Origin of the sequence: Filomicrobium sp., assembly GCF_025698805.1 — a bacterium.
Lineage (GTDB): Bacteria > Pseudomonadota > Alphaproteobacteria > Rhizobiales > Hyphomicrobiaceae > Filomicrobium > Filomicrobium insigne.
Genome location: NZ_JAILWT010000001.1, coordinates 389,326 through 406,982, shown reverse-complemented (window position 1 = coordinate 406,982; position 17,657 = coordinate 389,326). Strand labels below are relative to the sequence as shown.

Sequence of the window (17,657 nt, the reverse complement as noted above, 5' to 3'; positions counted from 1 at the left end):
CTGAATGCTTCGTGCCAGGGATCGTCACCCGAATGGGCGGAGACAGCATGGTTGGCACCGTAGAGCCGGCACATCCGGCGGCATAGAGCCAGGTCCGCGCACGCGGAGGCACCACAATCTGGGCAGCCGTACAAGACGATTAAATTCGCTGCTTTACAGCAAACCGACAACCCTGTTGGTGGCCACCGTGCCAAGGCAAAAAAGCGTTTGACGCTGTGCCGAGGCCTGCCGCCACGAACGTGCAAGGTCGGACTCCCAGGGGGTCACGATCAGCTCGAAGGAACCGTTGGTCAGGCGGCGGAACATGACCGCCGAGTCGGCATAATTGAACCCGCCCTGTGCGGCAGTCGGCAGGTTCATCCGCTCCATCTTGTTATTGCCATGCCAGGTCAGTCGCCGGTCGTTCCACACGCGCGCGCCGCTGCGGAGGACGGGCTCACCGATTATCAAGTTATGCGGATAGTCGTATTGGTCAAACACGAAGCCGAAGAACCGGTGTCCGCCGCGCGGCAGCTCCAGTTGGTTGCTCGATCCGCCCTGAAGGGCCTCGCCGTGAACCCACATGGCGGCATAGTCGGCGGGGTTGATCACTCCGGTTTCCATGGCGACGCGGAACAAGGGCAACGCGGCACCCGCCACCGGTGCCGGTGTTGCTACAGGCTGTGCCTCCTGCTCGATTTCGGGCGGCGGCGGCTGGGCCTGTCGCAGGGCGGTATAGGCTGCGAGCAAGTCGTCGGTGAGAGCAGTCGTTTCAAAGCGGGCCTTGTCGAAGGCTTCATCGGCATCGGCGCGCGGAACGCCCTGCTGTGCCCATGCCGCCTCGGTATTCACGCTAAAACCGCGGCTGGTCAGGTTCGCCGAGCCGACCAGCGTGCAGCATGTTTGGGGATCGGTGCCAAAGACGTATAGTTTGGGATGAAAGGCGCGCAGCGGCATAAGCGAGCCCTGCGCCAGCCTCTGCGCGCCCGACACGAGAACAGTGGCGTTCGCCAGCCCGCGCCAATGCTGCAAGGCTTGAGGTTCGGTAAGGCCGAAATCAAAGGATGTCACAAGGGTTTTGGGCATCGCCGCGAATGCGACCGGCCCCACGGCATTTGCGACGGCAGACAGCAATATGTTTGCGCCGCCGAGCGTGACGTATGCGGAGGCGGCGCGGATATCGATGGCCCCCGCCGCGACCATATCGACGAGAGCATTGCGCAAGCGCGCCGGTTCTGCGGCGTTCTGGACGATCAGCATACCGGAGCCTGCGTCCCGCTACCGCTGCCGCCGGATGGCGCGGTGGATGCACCGGCCAGCGCCGATTGCGCCAATGTTTCAAGCTGCGCCAGTAGCGGCGATGCTTCGAGCAGCGTGCGCAATTTGCGGCGGCGCGCCGTCAGTGCTTTGGCAGGATCAGCCAGATACAGGTCCGTCGTGCAATGGCCGTCCGCTAGTGTGGCAATATCCTCGGCAAGGACCGCGATCTGCTGATGATCGCCGTTGGCGGCATCGTACGCGGGCATCATTCTGTAGGGTAGCGTGTGAAGATGCCGCTCCCCAAAATCGCCCTTCGGGTTAAACGCGAGGGTGGCGTTGGTGAGAGCCTCGCTGTTGAGCATCCCGACCTGGTACCAGGCCTCGTCCGCGTCCGTCACAACTTTCCAATACAGCGTCTGGTCAACGACAAGGTCCTGAGCCTGCGCAACCGGAACGCACGCCGCGCAGATGATCTTGCCGCCGGCACCGGCCAGAATGAGGTACCCGCTCATACCGAAGACTTGCTTGGAAAGCTTACCCCGCTCATCGATGCGCTGTTGGAGCGACTTGCCTTTCCCCACCGTTTTGAGCCTCTGGTTGATCGCGGCGAACCGCCGTGCGGTCTGGGTAAAGCCCTGCCTGCGGATTTCGGCCTCGTCGAGAATGCTCCACGTTCCGCCCGCCGCGCGCAACGCCGGCAGAGCCAGCGGCGCGCGATGGACACCGAGCACGAACGGCAGCAGGTTTTCCGACTGGGCCATGCGGAAAAGAAAGCGCGGCGCGACGTGGCCGGGGAAGCGGTCTGCCGCCATTTCTTTGGCTGATTTGATCGTAAATCCCCACGCGGAAGCGCGTGTCGGCGTATCGACGCGAACCTCCGCGCCCGCATTCTGGACGATGTCCACGCAGACGGCCGTGCGCGGCATAAGGTCGGCTCCTTGCTGCGGCAGGTCGCCGCCACCGCCGGCCACGGCTGAACCGCCGCCCGTTTCGAGCACCCAGGCGCTGCGCGCCGAACCGATGGTGCGAACCGAAAAGCCTGCGGCGTTCAGCCCCGCGTCTGTCGCCACAAAGCCGCTAAACGTGCTTTGTGGAAGACCGGTCGTATTCGCTTTTTTGTGACCGACTAGCGCCGCGCCGGGATATTTGAAGGTTCCCGGCGCGACCTGCCAGATTTCGGCGATGTCGAACGGGACGGGGCGGTCGCTTGTCAGGAAATCATGCTGCCTGAGCCTTTCGTGGTGGGTGCCGTTCAGCACCGTGCCGGGTACAAGACAGGCGACGCAGGCATCCGGTCCCAAATAACGGTCGATGGCATGAAGCAGGTGCATCGTGCCCAGCTCAAGATGGAGAAAGGACTGTCCTGCGGGCTGGATGCCGTAGAGTTTCGCTCGGCCTTTCAGCAAGTCCCGGTACGGGTTGTCGGCCAGCCCGCTCATGGCGAGCCATGGCGGATTGGACACAAGCCCGTTGAAGTGGCCGGTCAGGAGCCCCGGCCTGTAGGTATTGCGCAGGATGAACGCCCAGATGCCGTTGCGCCCGGCAACGGCCAGTTCAGCCATGCGATGCGCCAGCGGGAACAGCGCCTCGGAAAGCTGCTTGTAAAGCTCCGGCGACAACGTGATCCCGAACACGGCGATCGTGCCATCGAGAAAACTATCCGCGTCCGCCTTGCTGAAACCCGCAACGGTTCCGCGCTGCTGCGCATCGCGCGCCTCGTCATAGGCCCAGTCCACGATCTTGTCGAAAAATTCGCGGTATGCCGGCTGTACCAACGCTGTCGGCAGATGTACGGTCGTGCCGTCAAGCGATACCGGTATGGTATCGCTTTCGCCGACCAGCGGAACTGACGCCGAAACCGGTGTGACGGCGAACAGCGAGTCCGCATGATAGACCGGGATGACGATGGGCTTCGTCGCCGCCTTGATCTCAGCCGAGAGGCTGACGACCCAGGTCGTCTTGGCGAGACTGACCGCCAGCGGGTCGATGTCGAATCCGGTCGCCACGTCTTCAAGCTGTTCGATGGCGGAAAAGCCGAACCGGACCCGTGTGGCCTTTATGATTTCTGCGAGCATCGTGCCGGACCCGCAGCACATATCGACGATCCGGGGGCTTTCCCCGTTCGGGAGGCCGTCGATGCAACGGTCGGCAAGCAGGCGCGCGAGCCAGTGCGGGGTCCATTCCTGGCCGAGCAGCTTGCGCTGGCTGCGGCGGGCGAGCTGCGCCATAAAGCGGCCGAATAAATCCTCTTCGGGATACCAGCTGAAATCGTAAGCATAGAGATCGCGCTGGAGGTCTCGGGCCACCGCGACAAGCCGGTCGATGTAGACCGGGCTGAGAAGCCAGCCGAAATAATCCTGCTCGACCACATTCTCCAGCTGGAAATTGTTGCGGAAGAATTCCCCGTTCAGGATTGTCTTCAATTCGTCGTCCGTGCTGAGCACCGCCTTGCCTGTCAGCACGTTCGCGCTCAGAAGCCGCGCGAGAAGGGTCACGTAAGCTTCATCGACATACGCGGTGGTGCGGAAGGTGCCCGCCGGTCCCTCCAGATGATCGACGAACTGCGACCAGAGATCGGTGGCAAGGCCCGCCGACGGATCGGCCTTGCGCCCCTCGTCCACCAGCAGCGACAAAGGCGCCGCGCTGTTCTTGTATGCAGCCGAGTCAATGCCAAGGTCGGAGGCGAGGAATTCTGACCTCAACGGCCGCGACTGTTCGCGCGCCAGATGCTTCTTGATAAAGCCGCCGAGCTGCTCGGCGGACAGGACGCTGTCATCAAGCAGCTTGAGCTCGTCTATGACGACGAGCGTGATGTCGGCAGCGGTGCAGGATAATGAATCGACCCCTGCTGCAAGCTCAGCATCGTAAGCGTACCATTCGACCGTATCCGACAATACGCCCCGGACCGTTGAAACCGGCATGCCCGCGCGGACCAGCCCCGCTGCCTGCTCCTGCACCTGCGCGGAGCCGGTATCGCGCTTAGCAGTGTTGCGCAGATCGGATTCGTACTCAATCGTGGTCGAACCCACCAGATTGTCGATGAAGCGGGACGCGGCCTTGCCTGATCCAGTGCCCACCTTGGTATGGGCTTCCGTGCCTTCGGTGTAGTTGTTGATCCAGGTCTCATGCGCGGTGTCCGGGAACATGAGCCGCAACCGCCCCTGGAACTCGCTGCGCAGCACCGCCTCTACATGACCTGCATCCCGCAGCATACGGCAGCGCGCGATAGTTTCACGAATGCGAATAATATCAGCTGTCATGGACGGTCCTTTGACGGGCGACGCACGCAGCCTCAAGGCGAGAGTCGAGGTGGCGCGCTACGTCTTTAAGGTTGTTTTCATTCATGCCGGGCAACGAAACGGCCAGGATGAACATGTCGATCTGGTGCCGGGCTGTCGGTACACCCGCAGCCAGTTGCTGTCCGAGCGCGGCAAGTCTCTCGCGGTCGCGGTCCGATAAAGCGGGAATTGGCACCTGACGGATATGCGTCGCTTCGAGTTTGAGCGCGCCGCCGCCAAGAGGTGTGCCGGCGGCTTCCATGGCCGCCCGGCTCCAGCTGCTATGGAACAGGGCGTAGAGCGCATGCGCTGTCCATCGCTTCTCATCCGCCCACAGGGTTGAGAAGTTGGCATCGATCAGAACCGGCGGCTGCGTATTCAGCGCGACAGACGGTGTCCCGTGATTGATCCGCGGCGTGAAGATCGAGGGCAGGTGGCGCGCGGTGAAGGCCGGCAACATGTACCAGAAGCGCGGAACGTCGCGGCCGTTGGTTGGCCGGCGGACATTGGTGCGCACCGCCGAAAGGTCGGGAATGAACCGCGCCGGCTCTTTGGGATCCGGCGCATACCGGGCTACCAGCCGCACGAACGATGCCAGTTCGGGCGGCATGACGCGCGGCACGGACATGCCCCGCCTGCGGTAAGCCTCCGTCGCTTCGGTGACGGCTGGCTGGTCTTCCGGCAAGACCCAGTCCGACAGATCGAGCGCGCGTGTTGCCGGAAGGTGGCCGCTCGCAAATGCCTGCATATCGGCCTGGCGATGGAGAACCGGCCGCAGCGCGTCCGCCGGAACACGGAAACGCATGTTCTGAAAGCTGTCCGACGCTTCGACGGTGACGGTTTCGCCCTCATCGTCACCGGCAAGCGTTACATAGAAGAACCGGTTGCAGCCAGAGCGCAGGCCCTGGCTGACCCGGATACCCGCCTGTTCGAGCGTCTGGAGGTGCGCCGGCACCGCGCCGGGCGGCAGCATGTCCCGCAATCCTTCCGGTATCGCCGCCCGCCTTGCGTCCCCGGCGGAAAATAGCGGCAGGGCATCGCGCCTGTTTTCGGCCTTTTGGAACCAGCCCTTGCGTGCAAGGCGTTGCTCCAGTGTGCGCCATTCCTCATCCAGCACAAAGGGGCGGCGCTCAATGCCCGGCACGTCCCCGTTCGCCGCGCCCGCCCATGCCGCAAAATCCCGCTCCGGTTCCGAACCGGGAAAGGCGCCGCCCACAAGCGACTCTCTGCCCGCAGCCGCCGGTGCAACTTGCAGCCAGGTTGCCGGCAAAAGCGACCGGCCTGACACGGGCGCTTGCGCCTCGTCCCAAGAAAGCCGCCGCGCGATCACAAGATGCGTGCGCACCAGCGCATCGGAAAACCAGCCGGGCTGTGTATCCGCGACAATGTACTCAAGGCGAAACGAGCGCAGCAGCAGGTAGCGCACAACATCGGCATAGTCGCGCGAACGCCAGGTGGCGGGAACGACAAGGGCCAGGCGACCGCCCGGCCGTGTCAACAGGGCGGACAGGAGCCAGGCCGGTATGGAAAGATCGGCAAGGCCCGAATAGCCGTCAACCAGTGTCTGCCAGAGCGTGCGCTCGCCGCCGATCATGCGCGCATCAACAATCGCGGACAGGCCCCGGCGCACGTCACCGACACCGGCACCGTTCCCGTTTTGCGATTGGTATCTCACATAGGGGGGATTGGTGATGACGAGATCGTAGCCGGGGGTATCTAGCGCCGCGATGGCGGCGGGGTCAAAAGCACTTCCCGTGAGAACATGGCTGCTCTCCGCAGCTTCGTCCGCCTGCAAAGCCGCCATCCTGCGACCGCAGAAGGCGGCTGTTTCGGAATCAAGCTCTATTCCGTGCAGTCGGCTGATCCGAGCTCCCCGCGCCTGCGCCGTCAATGCTGCCGCATCAAGGAGGTCGCCGTGCCCGGCCATCGGATCGATCACCGTGCGCGCGACGGGGTCGAGCGCTAGGTGCGCGAGAAGCGCCCCCAACGGCAACCCAGTAAAGAACTGCCCCAGCCGTTTGCGCTGAGCCGGCGGCAGGCTTTCCTCAAAGGACCGTGCCGAGGACCTGATCGCGCCGACTGCGTCAGTCGCCGGCACTGCATAGAACTCCGGGCAGCGGCTGTTCGGCGTACCAGCGATAGAAGACGTCCGCGTCGAGCGGGACTTGCTGATGATGGCTGAGGAAATGCGTCACGAGGCGGGAGTAAAGCCTCTGCGCCGTCGCTTCGGCCGGATCATGCGCGGCGGTCGCCGCGCGGTGAAGGGCCGTTGCGACCGTCCATACACATTCGTCCGCACCGGTCTTGCTTTCGATCCGGGCCTCGGCCTTACGACGGGGCCCCAACAGGAGCACGGGATCGCCGCGCACGGCTCCTTCCGTTGTGACCTGTTTGAAGCTGCCCTGCTTCTTGTCGAGAACCCCCGCATACTCCACGTCAAAGCCCGCATCCTGGTAGGCGCGCTGCAAGGCGTTCCAGACTTCGGCGGATGCGGAATGAAACACCATCGTGGCTTTGCCGGACGGCTTCAATATCCGGCGTGCCTCGCTGAACGACTGGGTCAGCAGGTCCCGGTACTCGTCAATGGCCTTGCCTTGGTCTGGGCTAACGATGGCTTCATCTGTGCGGTCGGTGAAGGTCTTGAGCCAAGCCTCGTTTATATAACTGAGTTCGGCATAGGGTATGTTGGCTCCGAAGGGCGGGTCCGTGAATACATAGTCGATACTACCGGACGGCAGCGCGACAGCGCAGCTAGATCCGTGGACGACTTCGACCTTGCCGCTGCCGCCGTGGATTGTCTCAAACGCCTGCGCAATTGTTGTCAGCTTGCGCCGCAATCCTGCAAAAAAGTTCTTTTCGACCGGAAGGCCGCTGACATAGAGCACGCCGGGTTGGGCACTGGTGACGACTAGGTCTTTCTGGCCGGACTTCGCCACGACGCGCGTCATGATCGTGCCGTGCGCCGCGTTATAGCTGAGCAGCCAGAAGCGCAGCCCTTCGCGGAGCGCGCCGCGATACGATTCCACACGCTCCCACATGCGGGCGAAGACGATGAGATTGCGCCGCGTGTAGAAGTGATGAACGTGCGTAATGCCCTGGTGGTAGCCTTTTCGGTAAAGATCGCCCCAGGGGATCAACGCCTGCGGGACGCAGGACGGGATCGGCTCCGCCTCAATCTTCTTGATAAGCGTCAGGTCGGCGGCTGTGGCCCGGCGCGACCAGCGTTTTTTTCCGGTCGAACCATAGACGCGGGCCATTGCGCGTCCGCGCAATGCGCGCTGCTCGCCCAGCACATCATCCTGTTCCTGCACCGTCACCCGTTGCACATCATCCATCGGCGCTTCATGGCGGCATTTCGGGCAGGAGAAGGTGGAAGAAATCTCCGCCGGATCGAGCGAAACGCACGCATCCCACAACGTGACAGAGCTGCGGCAACCGGGGCAGCGCAGCTTATCGCTCCAGATCAGGTGACGAAGGGAGCCTTTCGCGCCGGAGGGATCGCGCGCTTCATACATCCAGCCGTCTTCGCTCTCCCCGGCCGCCAGGACATCTTCGGCGGCCTTCCTGAACGCGGCAGGATCGGGCGGATTGGTCAGGGTCCGGCCGACAAACGAGCCGAGCGCGCCCAGCTCATAGAGAACGGCATTGCGGGCACCCCACTGCACGTCAAGACCAAGGCGGATCGCTTCGGCGCGCAATTCCTCGGTTGGCCGTTCACAAAGCAGCGCCGCGAGGCCGGTCGTCCCGCTGCCCCCGAACCCGTCAAACACGGTGTCGCCGGGTTTGGTATGGGCGGCGATATAGAGGGCAATCGCCTCCGGGGAAATCTTTGTCGGGTAGGGAAAGGCCCCGTACAGGGCACCGGTGCGCTTTGCCGCCAGTGGCTGGCGGTAGAGGGCATCCAGAGATTTGGCGGGCATCGCCGGCGCTGCCTTGCGTGGCCTGTTTGCTGTGTGAAGCATCTGTTCGTTTTCCCCCGGCATTTTCATTTGTTTCATGTCCGCTCTGGTGCCGCTGCCCGCTTGTCCAGAGCCGGCCGCCGCACAGCCCGTGCGGGCTGCTGGTGTCGCCGCAAATATTCATGGATGGCACGCCGCACGACCCAGGACACGGATACGTCGTCCTTTTCGGCGAGCGTGTTCAGCGTGTCGTAGTCTCCGGGCGTGACGCTGACGGTGACACGGGGGCCGAGCTTTTTTGATCGATCACTCATCGCAGACCTGCTAATGTTCCCCTATTGTTCACCTATTGTTCACCTTAGCGAGGTGTGATTCTAATTGCAACACAGTGCATCACTTTGACTCACAAGCATAGGCTATTCTTCCGCGTTTTCATAAGCTTCGGCCTGTCACCCCTCAAGGCCCAAGAGTCTCATACCCCTCGGCGCTCGCTCTGCCGCTTATAACCGTCATCGACGCGGTTTGACTTGTTCTGGTCCGGCGTCTCGCGCAGGACGGCTTTCGAGAACGGCACCTCCGCCTGTCCGGATCGCTGTCGGCCGATAGCGCAGGCGGTAAGGCCGGCACATACTTGTCGGCATGCTTGCGCTTGGTCCATTCGTCTTATGCGACGTAGCCGGACGACCTTCGCGTCAGCGCAAGCTGCAAAGGCGGCATAGCTATGTCATCTTCGTCGAAACCCGCCGATTGCCAAACGAAAGATAAAACTTCTTCGTCGTTTCAAGAGGTTGGAAACCGTTTTCAGGATTCAATTGGGAGGGCTATAGAGTAGATGTCGTGCCCATCGGGTTCCCGCATGGCCCGCCAGAACCTAGTTCACGGACGTTCATCAGGGTTCATTTCAGAGGCGATAACGCCTGAAAATACCGGCATTATCCGTTCACAGGAATTCACGAGCGGTCGCTGGCATTCAGAAGGTGGTATCTTTGTTGGTAGGTGCTTCGGAAGTACCAACACCAAGGGGGCAGATGCCGCTTACCGATACTGCTATTCGCGCGGCCAAGCCACGCGAATAGGCCTATAAGCTCTCGGACGGCGGCGGGCTTCATTTGTTGGTGCAAACCAACGGCTCTCGGCTGTGGCGCTTAGCCTATCGCTTCGCCGGCAAGCAAAAGACCTTTGCACTTGGCAGTTATCCGACAGTTTCCCTACAGAAAGCCCGAGAGGGCCGCGACGCGGCCAAACGACTCCTGGCTGAGGGGGGGCTTGTACCCAAGCGTTCAGAGGAGGCGTCAAAGGCTTGCTGAGAAGGTTTCCGCAGATTCTACCTTCAAGACCATTGCCCTTGAGTATCTCGGAAACCGGCGCCACGCTCGCTCGAATGTCAGCTTTGCGGCGCATCATCGTCGTTACTTGCGAAAGTTTCTCCCTCACCCAAAGCAGAGATATCATTCGTGCATCGCAGAGGGTGTCACTATCTGGGCCGGAGCAGCGCCCATCGTGACAGCCGAGCCGCTAGTGTCGTTCAGAATCCTGTCCACATGGCGTATTGGCCGATGGCGCCTCGTGTGTTGATGGCGAGTGCCCGGGCTGGGGCAAACTCGGTCAACTGTACCTGGATGATCTTAACCCCGTAGCCATCGAGTGCCTCGCAGCAGCGTTCGGTAAGTTTATCCTTGAAGGCTTGCCGATCCGCCTGGATCTCTTCCAAAGTGTGCTTGCTGATGACCTCGTAGATGGCGCCCTGTGATCGCTCCATGACGTCGGAGGCGAGGTCGGCGATCTGGGCCAGCGCGGCGATCACGTCGTCGATGTAATACGTCACCAGCGCGCCTGCGATGACCGTCTGCATATCCTTTGTCATGACGACTTTGGACTGGATCAGCTGCGTCTGGCGCACGACGGCGATCGTCTTGTACTGAGTTGCAACCGGCCAGTACCAGTGCAGCCCCGGCTTCCATCTCCGAATATGCCTGCCCCAAACGAAAGCGACTCCCTCATGTGTCGCCGGCACAATCACGAGCCAAGGAAACAACTTCATGAGGGTTTGGAAAATCTCGCCAATCCAACCGAATGCCCGCTCCACGCGTCTACTCCGTAGGTTTCCAATTCGCCCTGCCCGGCATGGAACCGGTCAGCAGCCTGTCAATAACTGCAGTCTCATTCATTCGATCAGTCGATGATCGTACGGCTTGCATCCTCACTCAGAATGGCGAGACCATAGCCCTCAATCGTGATCGTGTCCGCTGCTTGCACGCGGGTCACTCGTCCGCCTGTCGCAGCATCCAATCGTAATCCATCGTGGCAACGTTCAGCGCCCCCGCCTATTCGGGGCAACTCAATCCGCCGGGTCGTGGGATGTGTATTGACGAGGACCACGCTCGTCCGGCCATTTTCGCCTTGGGCGACAACGGCATCGATACCGCAAAGCTCCGGGTCCTGACTCGGAAAGTGGATCAGGTCGCCCCGTCTGACATGCTGGGCGATGATCTGCTTGGCAAGAGCTGGTGGAGTCGGCACGCCATCGTTGGTCAGGAGCCCGTAGGCGTCGTCACGTCCGAACCAATGCTTTGACGTCGCCGTCCAACGCATCTCGAGATCGGCGCTGCCGCGCATCAGGTTCAAAATCGCGGAAGCGTAATAGGCCGCTCCAAAAATATTGCGGTTGAGCCCACCGGTAAACTCATGCTCGTGATGCGCGATCGTGTTGAGTTCGCCGCAGAAATTGAGGATGTCACGCTCACCAATCAACCGCGCGACGGATCGGGCGCGGGCCTCATACTGGGGCGTACGCGCCATGACCAGGGATTCGAAGACAGGCCCGTTGGGTGAGGCTGGATCATCAACAAGCTTGACCTTGACGGTTTCGACTGGCGCGGCAGGACGCCAGTCGCTGTACATGTGCCAATTCACAAACGCGAGGTGGTCATCGTCGATGTCGTCGAGCAATTGTGCGATCCAGTCGAGCCAATACGCACGCTGCGTACCGTCGATAGAGGGGCCGCCGATGTTTACCCGTGCGGTCTTGGTGTGGGGTGCCAAAAGCTCAACGACCGGCTCGGAAATGGCGCGGTAGATCGTCAGATAATCGCGGTAGGAGAGATTGCCTCCGACGTCGGGGTTGTTGGGTTCATTCCAGACGCACCAATACCAGTCTTTGACCTCTTCTCCGCCCCACTGCTCAAGACAGTTCCAGACAATTTCGGTGGCGCGCTTGACGAACCGTTCGATGCGCACCGGATCGTGGTGGGGAGGTTCGAATTTTGCGAACGTGATCATCGGTTTTGCACCGCAGGCGAGAACGGCATCGACGACAGCTGCAAAAAAGTCCCATCGCTTGAAGGGATCGGGCACCGGCTTGTCAAACACGAACAGGCGGATGATCTCGGTATTCATCAACGAGAGACGGCGCTGAATTTCGGATCGATTGTCGCTGAATGCGAACCCGGGCCAACCGTCGATCTCATTGAACCCATAACGCAGACGGTTAACCTGCCAGCCCGGTGGAACCGCACGCGCATCGGCCTCCACCGCCGCGTTGCTCCGGGATGCTGTGGCCTTCCCTGCCATCGACGCGCTAATCCTCGATGTAACCAATGAGTTCACGAAGACGGGCCTCCGGACTGTGGCGCTCGCGAAATTCCTTGCGAATGTCCATGACGATTTCTGCGTAGTGCTGTGGTCGCTCCAGAACGTCGAGGATCTTCTCACTGTCCTCTTCACCCCGGATCATCAGCTCCGTTGCACGTTCGCCGAAGACCTCGACCACGTACTCGTGGTTCAACAGAAACAACGGGATCGTGCCCGAAGCCGGCGTTTCAAACGTGCGGCACGTTACGAAGCCGAGTTGCTCGAATAACGGCCGGTAAACAACGGGATTGAATACGCCCTTCTCAATGGTCGTGGCGACCTCGTTGAACGGCACAGCGGGCAGTCCCTCGAAGCGATGAGTCTTCATGTACTCGCGATCGACGTAGTGCTTGAGCTTGGCTTCGCCGTGCTCCATCCAATCAATGATGTCACCCCAGCCTTCGCCGACAAGCCCGACGCGACCGACTTTGTCCCGCACCTTCGCGATCGCCTTGAATACCTGCAACATGCCGCGCCAGCGATGCTTTGTGTGGCCGACGTAGATCATATCGAACGGCTTCTTATCCGTTCGAATTGGCGACTCCCAGGCGGGGTCATAAATGTGAAACAGGAACGAGCGTACGTTCTTGCGGCGCGGGCGGTAGGTCGGCTGGAAGATTTTGTCGGTCAAGCTGTCGCAAAACTCGATCCATTCCGCGCTTGCCTCCATCGAGCGATGGTTGTAGTCGCCCATAAACCATATCGGCTCGTTGTAGTGGCCGTCGCAATCGATGATGATGCGCCGCTCCCGCGGTACCGCGGTGAGGAGTCTGACCCAGTCGACATTGTCGCCAAATTGCAGGTCCGTCGTCCATTCGACGACAAAGACAACGGCATCAGCGTTGGAGAGGTCCTTCGAATAGTCGAGGGCAAACGCCCATTCCGGTGGACCGTAGACAATCACTTCGTGCCCGGCTACCTTTGCCGCCCTCGCATATCCTCGAAGGTCGAGCATCGACCCGGCATTTTCATAGCCCCAGTAGACGAAGACGATTTTCATGGGCGGTGGTCCAGGTTCGCGCGCGTCAGCTGCAGCAGGTGAATCATGCGGGGAGAGACTCGAGAGTTTCAAATAGCTCGCGCGCACGCGCCTCGTAGGCGTGGTGGATTTTTAGATGGGTGCGCACGTCCGCGACGATGTCCCGATATTTGTCTTCATTCTCGAGCACATCGACAATTTTTTCCGCGGCCCGCCCCGGCAATGTCAACTCGCGTGCAGCCGGTCCATAGACCTCCTCGGCATGGTCTTCGTCGAGCATCAAAAGTGGAATCGTATCGGCACAGAAGATTTCGAAGTACTTGAGCGTGAGATGCTTGAGATGACGCAACAGGGGACGTTGCGTCATGATGTTGATACGCGCGGAACTCATCGTCTTGATGACGTCGTTATAATTGACCGCCGGTGGGCTCTCGATCCTCAGTCGCTTGAAAGCATAAGGATCGGCAAGGAACGCATCGGAGGGGCCGGCATCAGGTCCCTCATCCGGGGGCTCGTCCCACCACAGCCCCAGAAAACCGATCCGCCCTACGCGATCGCGGATCTTGTGGAACGCCGGCAATAGCTCGCGCTCCACCTCACGCCAGCGCCACCAATTGTGGCCGACATGAAGAATATCCCATACTTTGCCCGGAGTGGATGCAGCGTCGACCTCAAGTGCCGGATCGTAGCCGAAGAACGGTAGCGCCTTCGCCTTTGGAAATCGCGACTCGTCCATCAGTGTGTGCACGACTGTGTCGCCGAGTGAGTCCATGTAGGCGATCCATGCCTTCCGGTCGGCCTCATTCGCATGGTTGAAGTCGTAGCCATCGAGCTGGATGAGCTCGTGATACATACCATCGGTGTCAATGATCAGCCGTCGATCGCGCGAGAAGGTATTCAGCATGATCGCCTGATGCACCGGCAGGATACGGTAAAGATCCGTCTCGAACAGGTAAACGACCCGGTCGAAGTCTTCGATGTCCATCGAGAACTTTAGCTCCGGGATGTACCAAATCGGCGTTCCGAAGATCGCAACTTCGTGCCCGAAATGCGGAGCAAGCCGCATGTAGTTTGAAACAGCGTGCGTGCTGCCGGCCTTGCCGCGATGCTTCATCACGAAAAGTATTTTCATGAGGCCGCCTTAGCCGGTACGTCAGCCGACGCGAGTTCCTCCAACTGCCTTAGGCGTCCGTCGATTGAATGATGCTGCGCGAGATACGCACGCGCTTCGAGCACCGCCTCCCAGGCCCCTTCTGGATCGTCAAGAAGACTTTCGAGATGTGCCCCCACGTCCTCGCCCGGCACCAGACGCAACGCCGCCGGTCCGTAGATTACCTCGACGAAGTGTCGATCCAACATCAGTACCGGCACGCAATCGGCCTCGAACGTTTCAAACGTTCGGTTCGTGACAAGGGCTAGCTCTTTAAACAAAGGCCGGTGGATCACCGGGGCAAACAGCCCTTGACCCAAGAGGGGCACGACGCGGTCGAAACGAATGCCCATTCGCACTTCGACCCTAAGATCGGCGATAAGATCTGGATCGGTGTCAACGCCAGCAATGCCCATATCGCGTGCCCAGCCGGGGCGTTCTGCCCAATCCCAACCCGCAAGACACATCTGTCCGACGCGTTCAGCCGATCGCCTGTATCCCTCAAGGAAAGGTTTCACCTGGCTCCAGCGTTGCCAATTGCTGCCGACATAGACGACACCGTAAGGTCTCGCGCCACGGTCTCCTGCCAGCCACGCTTCCGCTGCTTCTTTGGCACTATCGAAAGGCTTGTCGACCGCCTTGGGATCGAAACCATGGAATAGGAATGACCCCACGTCGGCGCGCCGGGGTTTGAGAGTCGGCTGGAGGATGGTGCCGCCCAACGCCGTCATCGCCTGCTTCCACTCCCAATCGGGATGACCGTCGAACTTCTCAAGGTGATTGAAATCGTGATCAATACGGACTGTCTCGTTGAAGCGCCCCCACAGGTCGAGCACAATCCGCTTCTCACGTGGAATCCGGTCCATCATCCGGGCGATCCCGGGCATTCCCGGAATGTCATGGGGCACCTGAACAAGGAACACGACGAGATCGGCGTCAGAGGTATCGAGCGTTGCCGGAAGTTGCGGCAACTCTGGGTTTGGTCGTCCGTAGACCGCAATCTGGTGGCCGAGTTTTCGGCCCCAGGCAACATAACGGTGAACCGTCGCGGTGCTGCGCGTCCAGGCGTCGTGCGCTCCGACGAGTACAATTTTCATGTTCGCTCCCCGATCGTGGTTTCCGCCTGAGCTGTTAGACCATTCGCGTCCTCGCCCGGACCTGTCCCGCCGGCCCACTGCATTGTTTCAAGCAGCCCCTCCTCGAAACTCGTTTTCGGCTGCCAGCCGAACAACTCGCGTGCGAGGCTGATATCAGCTTGGACGCGGCGCTGCTCTCCGGGGCGCGTCGGTGCATAGCGCACATCGTATTCGCCCTCGGGAATGCCGTGCGCGGCCAGGACCTTCGCGGCGAGTTCGTTGATCGAATGCGGCCGGCCGCTCCCCAGATTGATGATCCGTCCCGCCGTCGAGTCCGTATTCTCAAGCGCACCCAACCAGCCGTCGATGACGTCGTCGATGAACACGAAGTCACGGGTCTGCTCTCCGTCGCCGAAGATGGTGATCGGCTCGCCACGCTGAATCCGTCCAAGGAAGATACCCAACACCCCCTGATAGGGATTGTCCCAGGCCTGTCCGGGGCCAAACACCGAAAACATCCTCAGCGAGGTGACAGCAAGCGGGCACTCAAGGTCAGGCCGTTCGGCGGTTGCGTGCACGTAGCGCTCCGCAGCGAACTTCGTAATCCCATAATAGGAGTCGGGGCGGCAGGGCTCGCTCTCCGGCGTCGGGACCACATCGGTGTCGCCGTAAGCTGTCATTGAACTGGCGTAAATCAGCCGCGGTACCCTATGTGCGAGACAGACGCGAACCACGTTGATCGTACCCTCTGTATTGGTACGCAGATCGCCAATCGGATTGTCGAATGCGCGTATGATCGACACCTGTCCTGCAAGATGACAGACGGCATCGGCGCCTTGCGAGAAGACCGGCTCCAGCTCTTCAGGTTTGGTGACGTCTCCGAAGACGAACCGTGCCCCGGCAGGAACGCTGGCGCGGCTCGAATTGGACTCGTTGTCAATAATGATAACGTCGTGGCCATGACCGACGAGCCGACGCGTGAGGTGGGTGCCGATGAAGCCAGCCCCTCCGGTGACGATGATCTTCAAATCAGAACCTTCCGAACGCGATGATCTTCGACTCCTGCCGCCGTCGACGGGCCTGGCAAGCTCCCCCGCCTGCGGACTATCCCGCGTGTTAGGAGAGAGCCGCAAGGCAAAATTTTGATCCGACGGCAACTTTTTTTACTTGGCGATGCCGAAAATTTGTTGTCCGTTATAGAGATAAGGGGATCTAGCTGGTTCTCCTGCCGGCACGAAAACGTGCCCGATCGACCGTTCAGTCGGCTGTGACCGTTGCGACAGGAACTGGGTATGGGCACAAAGAGTGTGTTGATCACGGGGGGAGCCGGTTTCGTCGGCTGCAATGCCGCCCGTTATTTCAGTGGCCGTAACTGGAGTGTCACGGTCCTCGATAACCTGTCACGCACAGGCACCGAACAAAACCTTGAATGGCTACGCGACGGCACGTCGTTTGATTTCGAACACGCCGATGTTTGCGACCGCGCTGCAATCGACCGTGTTGTCTCCGAGAAGCGCTACGATGCCGTCATTCACCTCGCTGCTCAGGTGGCGGTCACAACGTCCGTTGTCGATCCGAGAGCCGACTTCATGGCGAATGCGCTTGGCACCTTCAATGTGCTTGACGCCATTCGCCGGTTTAACCCTGAAGCGGTCGTCATCTTCGCCTCGACCAACAAGGTCTATGGCAAGATCACATCAGCGGTAACCGAACTGAAAGGTGAACGCTACGGCTACACCGACAGACCGCACGGCATTTCCGAAAGCGAACCTCTCGACTTTCTCTCACCCTACGGTTGCTCGAAAGGAGCAGCTGATCAGTACACTCTCGATTTCGCGCGCATTTATAACATTCCCGCAACTTCATTCAGACAGTCCTGCATCTACGGAACACGGCAGTTCGGCGTCGAGGATCAGGGCTGGATTGCATGGTTCACCATCGCGGCGCGGCTGGGGCGCAACATCACCATTTACGGCGATGGCCGCCAGGTTCGCGACGTACTTCATGTCGAAGACCTATTACGCGCCTACGAGGCCGCCATACAGGCGCCGGACCGCATCGCGGGACAGGCCTTCAACGTTGGCGGCGGGCCGGATCACGTCCTCTCTTTGCTCGATCTGATCGCAATGCTGGAGCGGCGGCTCGGCAAGACGATCCCGCTAAAGTGGCAGGACTGGCGGCCAGGCGATCAGCGCGCGTATGTGAGCGATATCCGAAAGCTGGAGGCGGAGTTGGGCTGGAAACCGGAAATCGGCGTCGAGAAAGGTGTTACAGGGCTGATCGACTGGGTCGACGAGGTGCGAGATCTGTTTGTTGAGGCGGTCTGAGGGCACTCGATATTGTCCGTACATCTGCAATTCAGGAAAGCTCCGGCAATATTGACCGACGTTGGAGCTGCTGGAAGAA

General features: G+C 60.6%; 13 protein-coding genes. 2 read left to right on the top strand and 11 right to left on the bottom strand.

Annotated elements, in window-relative coordinates; genetic code table 11:
- Nucleotides 1–153: 153 nt before the first annotated feature.
- The 5 genes from K5845_RS01850 to K5845_RS01830 are packed head-to-tail and all read right to left on the bottom strand — an operon-like array spanning nt 154 to nt 8,730.
- The gene (locus tag K5845_RS01850) at nt 154–1,239 is read right to left on the bottom strand and encodes a phospholipase D family protein (protein WP_287958190.1); all 1,086 of its coding nucleotides are present in this window, start codon (nt 1,237–1,239) and stop codon (nt 154–156) included.
- Nucleotides 1,233–4,499 carry an N-6 DNA methylase gene (locus K5845_RS01845; protein ID WP_287958189.1) on the bottom strand — a complete coding sequence of 1,089 codons (3,267 nt, stop codon included), beginning with the start codon at nt 4,497–4,499 and terminating at the stop codon, nt 1,233–1,235. The genes K5845_RS01850 and K5845_RS01845 overlap by 7 nt, the downstream gene beginning before the upstream one ends.
- On the bottom strand, nt 4,489–6,615 hold the full coding sequence (locus K5845_RS01840; RefSeq protein WP_287958188.1) for an N-6 DNA methylase: 2,127 nt from the start codon (nt 6,613–6,615) through the stop codon (nt 4,489–4,491). The genes K5845_RS01845 and K5845_RS01840 overlap by 11 nt, the downstream gene beginning before the upstream one ends.
- Nucleotides 6,602–8,515, bottom strand: a complete 1,914-nt coding sequence (locus K5845_RS01835) for a DNA methyltransferase (RefSeq protein ID WP_287958186.1) — start codon at nt 8,513–8,515, stop codon at nt 6,602–6,604. Before K5845_RS01835 ends, K5845_RS01840 begins: the two co-directional genes overlap by 14 nt.
- Nucleotides 8,512–8,730: a ribbon-helix-helix protein, CopG family gene (locus tag K5845_RS01830; RefSeq protein WP_112701192.1), complete on the bottom strand. Its 219-nt coding sequence runs from the start codon at nt 8,728–8,730 to the stop codon at nt 8,512–8,514. Before K5845_RS01830 ends, K5845_RS01835 begins: the two co-directional genes overlap by 4 nt.
- Before the next feature lie 801 nt (nt 8,731–9,531).
- Here K5845_RS01830 and K5845_RS01825 point away from each other — a divergent pair.
- On the top strand, nt 9,532–9,723 hold the full coding sequence (locus K5845_RS01825) for an Arm DNA-binding domain-containing protein (RefSeq protein ID WP_287958414.1): 192 nt from the start codon (nt 9,532–9,534) through the stop codon (nt 9,721–9,723).
- A gap of 218 nt (nt 9,724–9,941) precedes the next feature.
- On the opposite strand, the gene K5845_RS01820 is transcribed toward K5845_RS01825, so the two are convergent.
- The 6 genes from K5845_RS01820 to K5845_RS01795 all read right to left on the bottom strand — a co-directional run bounded on the left by K5845_RS01820 (nt 9,942) and on the right by K5845_RS01795 (nt 16,279).
- On the bottom strand, nt 9,942–10,502 hold the full coding sequence (locus K5845_RS01820; protein WP_046477435.1) for an SPFH domain-containing protein: 561 nt from the start codon (nt 10,500–10,502) through the stop codon (nt 9,942–9,944).
- Between the two features lie 86 nt (nt 10,503–10,588).
- The gene (locus K5845_RS01815) at nt 10,589–11,986 is read right to left on the bottom strand and encodes a GH39 family glycosyl hydrolase (protein WP_287958183.1); all 1,398 of its coding nucleotides are present in this window, start codon (nt 11,984–11,986) and stop codon (nt 10,589–10,591) included.
- A 7-nt stretch (nt 11,987–11,993) separates the two neighbouring features.
- Nucleotides 11,994–13,046: a glycosyltransferase family protein gene (locus K5845_RS01810; RefSeq protein WP_287958182.1), complete on the bottom strand. Its 1,053-nt coding sequence runs from the start codon at nt 13,044–13,046 to the stop codon at nt 11,994–11,996.
- Between the two features lie 43 nt (nt 13,047–13,089).
- Nucleotides 13,090–14,157, bottom strand: coding sequence for a glycosyltransferase family protein (locus tag K5845_RS01805; protein ID WP_046477438.1), 1,068 nt, complete (start codon nt 14,155–14,157; stop codon nt 13,090–13,092).
- Nucleotides 14,154–15,272, bottom strand: coding sequence for a hypothetical protein (locus K5845_RS01800; protein WP_287958179.1), 1,119 nt, complete (start codon nt 15,270–15,272; stop codon nt 14,154–14,156). Before K5845_RS01800 ends, K5845_RS01805 begins: the two co-directional genes overlap by 4 nt.
- Complete coding sequence (locus tag K5845_RS01795) at nt 15,269–16,279, bottom strand: NAD-dependent epimerase/dehydratase family protein (protein WP_052743750.1); 1,011 nt, start codon at nt 16,277–16,279, stop codon at nt 15,269–15,271. Before K5845_RS01795 ends, K5845_RS01800 begins: the two co-directional genes overlap by 4 nt.
- Before the next feature lie 264 nt (nt 16,280–16,543).
- Between K5845_RS01795 and K5845_RS01790 the strand changes: the two genes are divergently transcribed.
- Nucleotides 16,544–17,578 carry a GDP-mannose 4,6-dehydratase gene (locus tag K5845_RS01790; RefSeq protein WP_046477440.1) on the top strand — a complete coding sequence of 345 codons (1,035 nt, stop codon included), beginning with the start codon at nt 16,544–16,546 and terminating at the stop codon, nt 17,576–17,578.
- The last annotated feature ends 79 nt before the right edge of the window (nt 17,579–17,657 follow it).

What these genes read in the sequence shown, in the direction of transcription:
- K5845_RS01850 (WP_287958190.1), bottom strand. Translation starts at nt 1,239, where the DNA reads ATGCTGATCGTCCAGAACGCCGCAGAACCGGCGCGCTTGCGCAATGCT.
- K5845_RS01845 (WP_287958189.1), bottom strand. Translation starts at nt 4,499, where the DNA reads ATGACAGCTGATATTATTCGCATTCGTGAAACTATCGCGCGCTGCCGT.
- K5845_RS01835 (WP_287958186.1), bottom strand. Translation starts at nt 8,515, where the DNA reads ATGAAACAAATGAAAATGCCGGGGGAAAACGAACAGATGCTTCACACA.
- K5845_RS01830 (WP_112701192.1), bottom strand. Translation starts at nt 8,730, where the DNA reads ATGAGTGATCGATCAAAAAAGCTCGGCCCCCGTGTCACCGTCAGCGTC.
- K5845_RS01815 (WP_287958183.1), bottom strand. Translation starts at nt 11,986, where the DNA reads ATGGCAGGGAAGGCCACAGCATCCCGGAGCAACGCGGCGGTGGAGGCC.
- K5845_RS01810 (WP_287958182.1), bottom strand. Translation starts at nt 13,046, where the DNA reads ATGAAAATCGTCTTCGTCTACTGGGGCTATGAAAATGCCGGGTCGATG.
- K5845_RS01805 (WP_046477438.1), bottom strand. Translation starts at nt 14,157, where the DNA reads ATGAAAATACTTTTCGTGATGAAGCATCGCGGCAAGGCCGGCAGCACG.
- K5845_RS01800 (WP_287958179.1), bottom strand. Translation starts at nt 15,272, where the DNA reads ATGAAAATTGTACTCGTCGGAGCGCACGACGCCTGGACGCGCAGCACC.
- K5845_RS01790 (WP_046477440.1), top strand. Translation starts at nt 16,544, where the DNA reads ATGGGCACAAAGAGTGTGTTGATCACGGGGGGAGCCGGTTTCGTCGGC.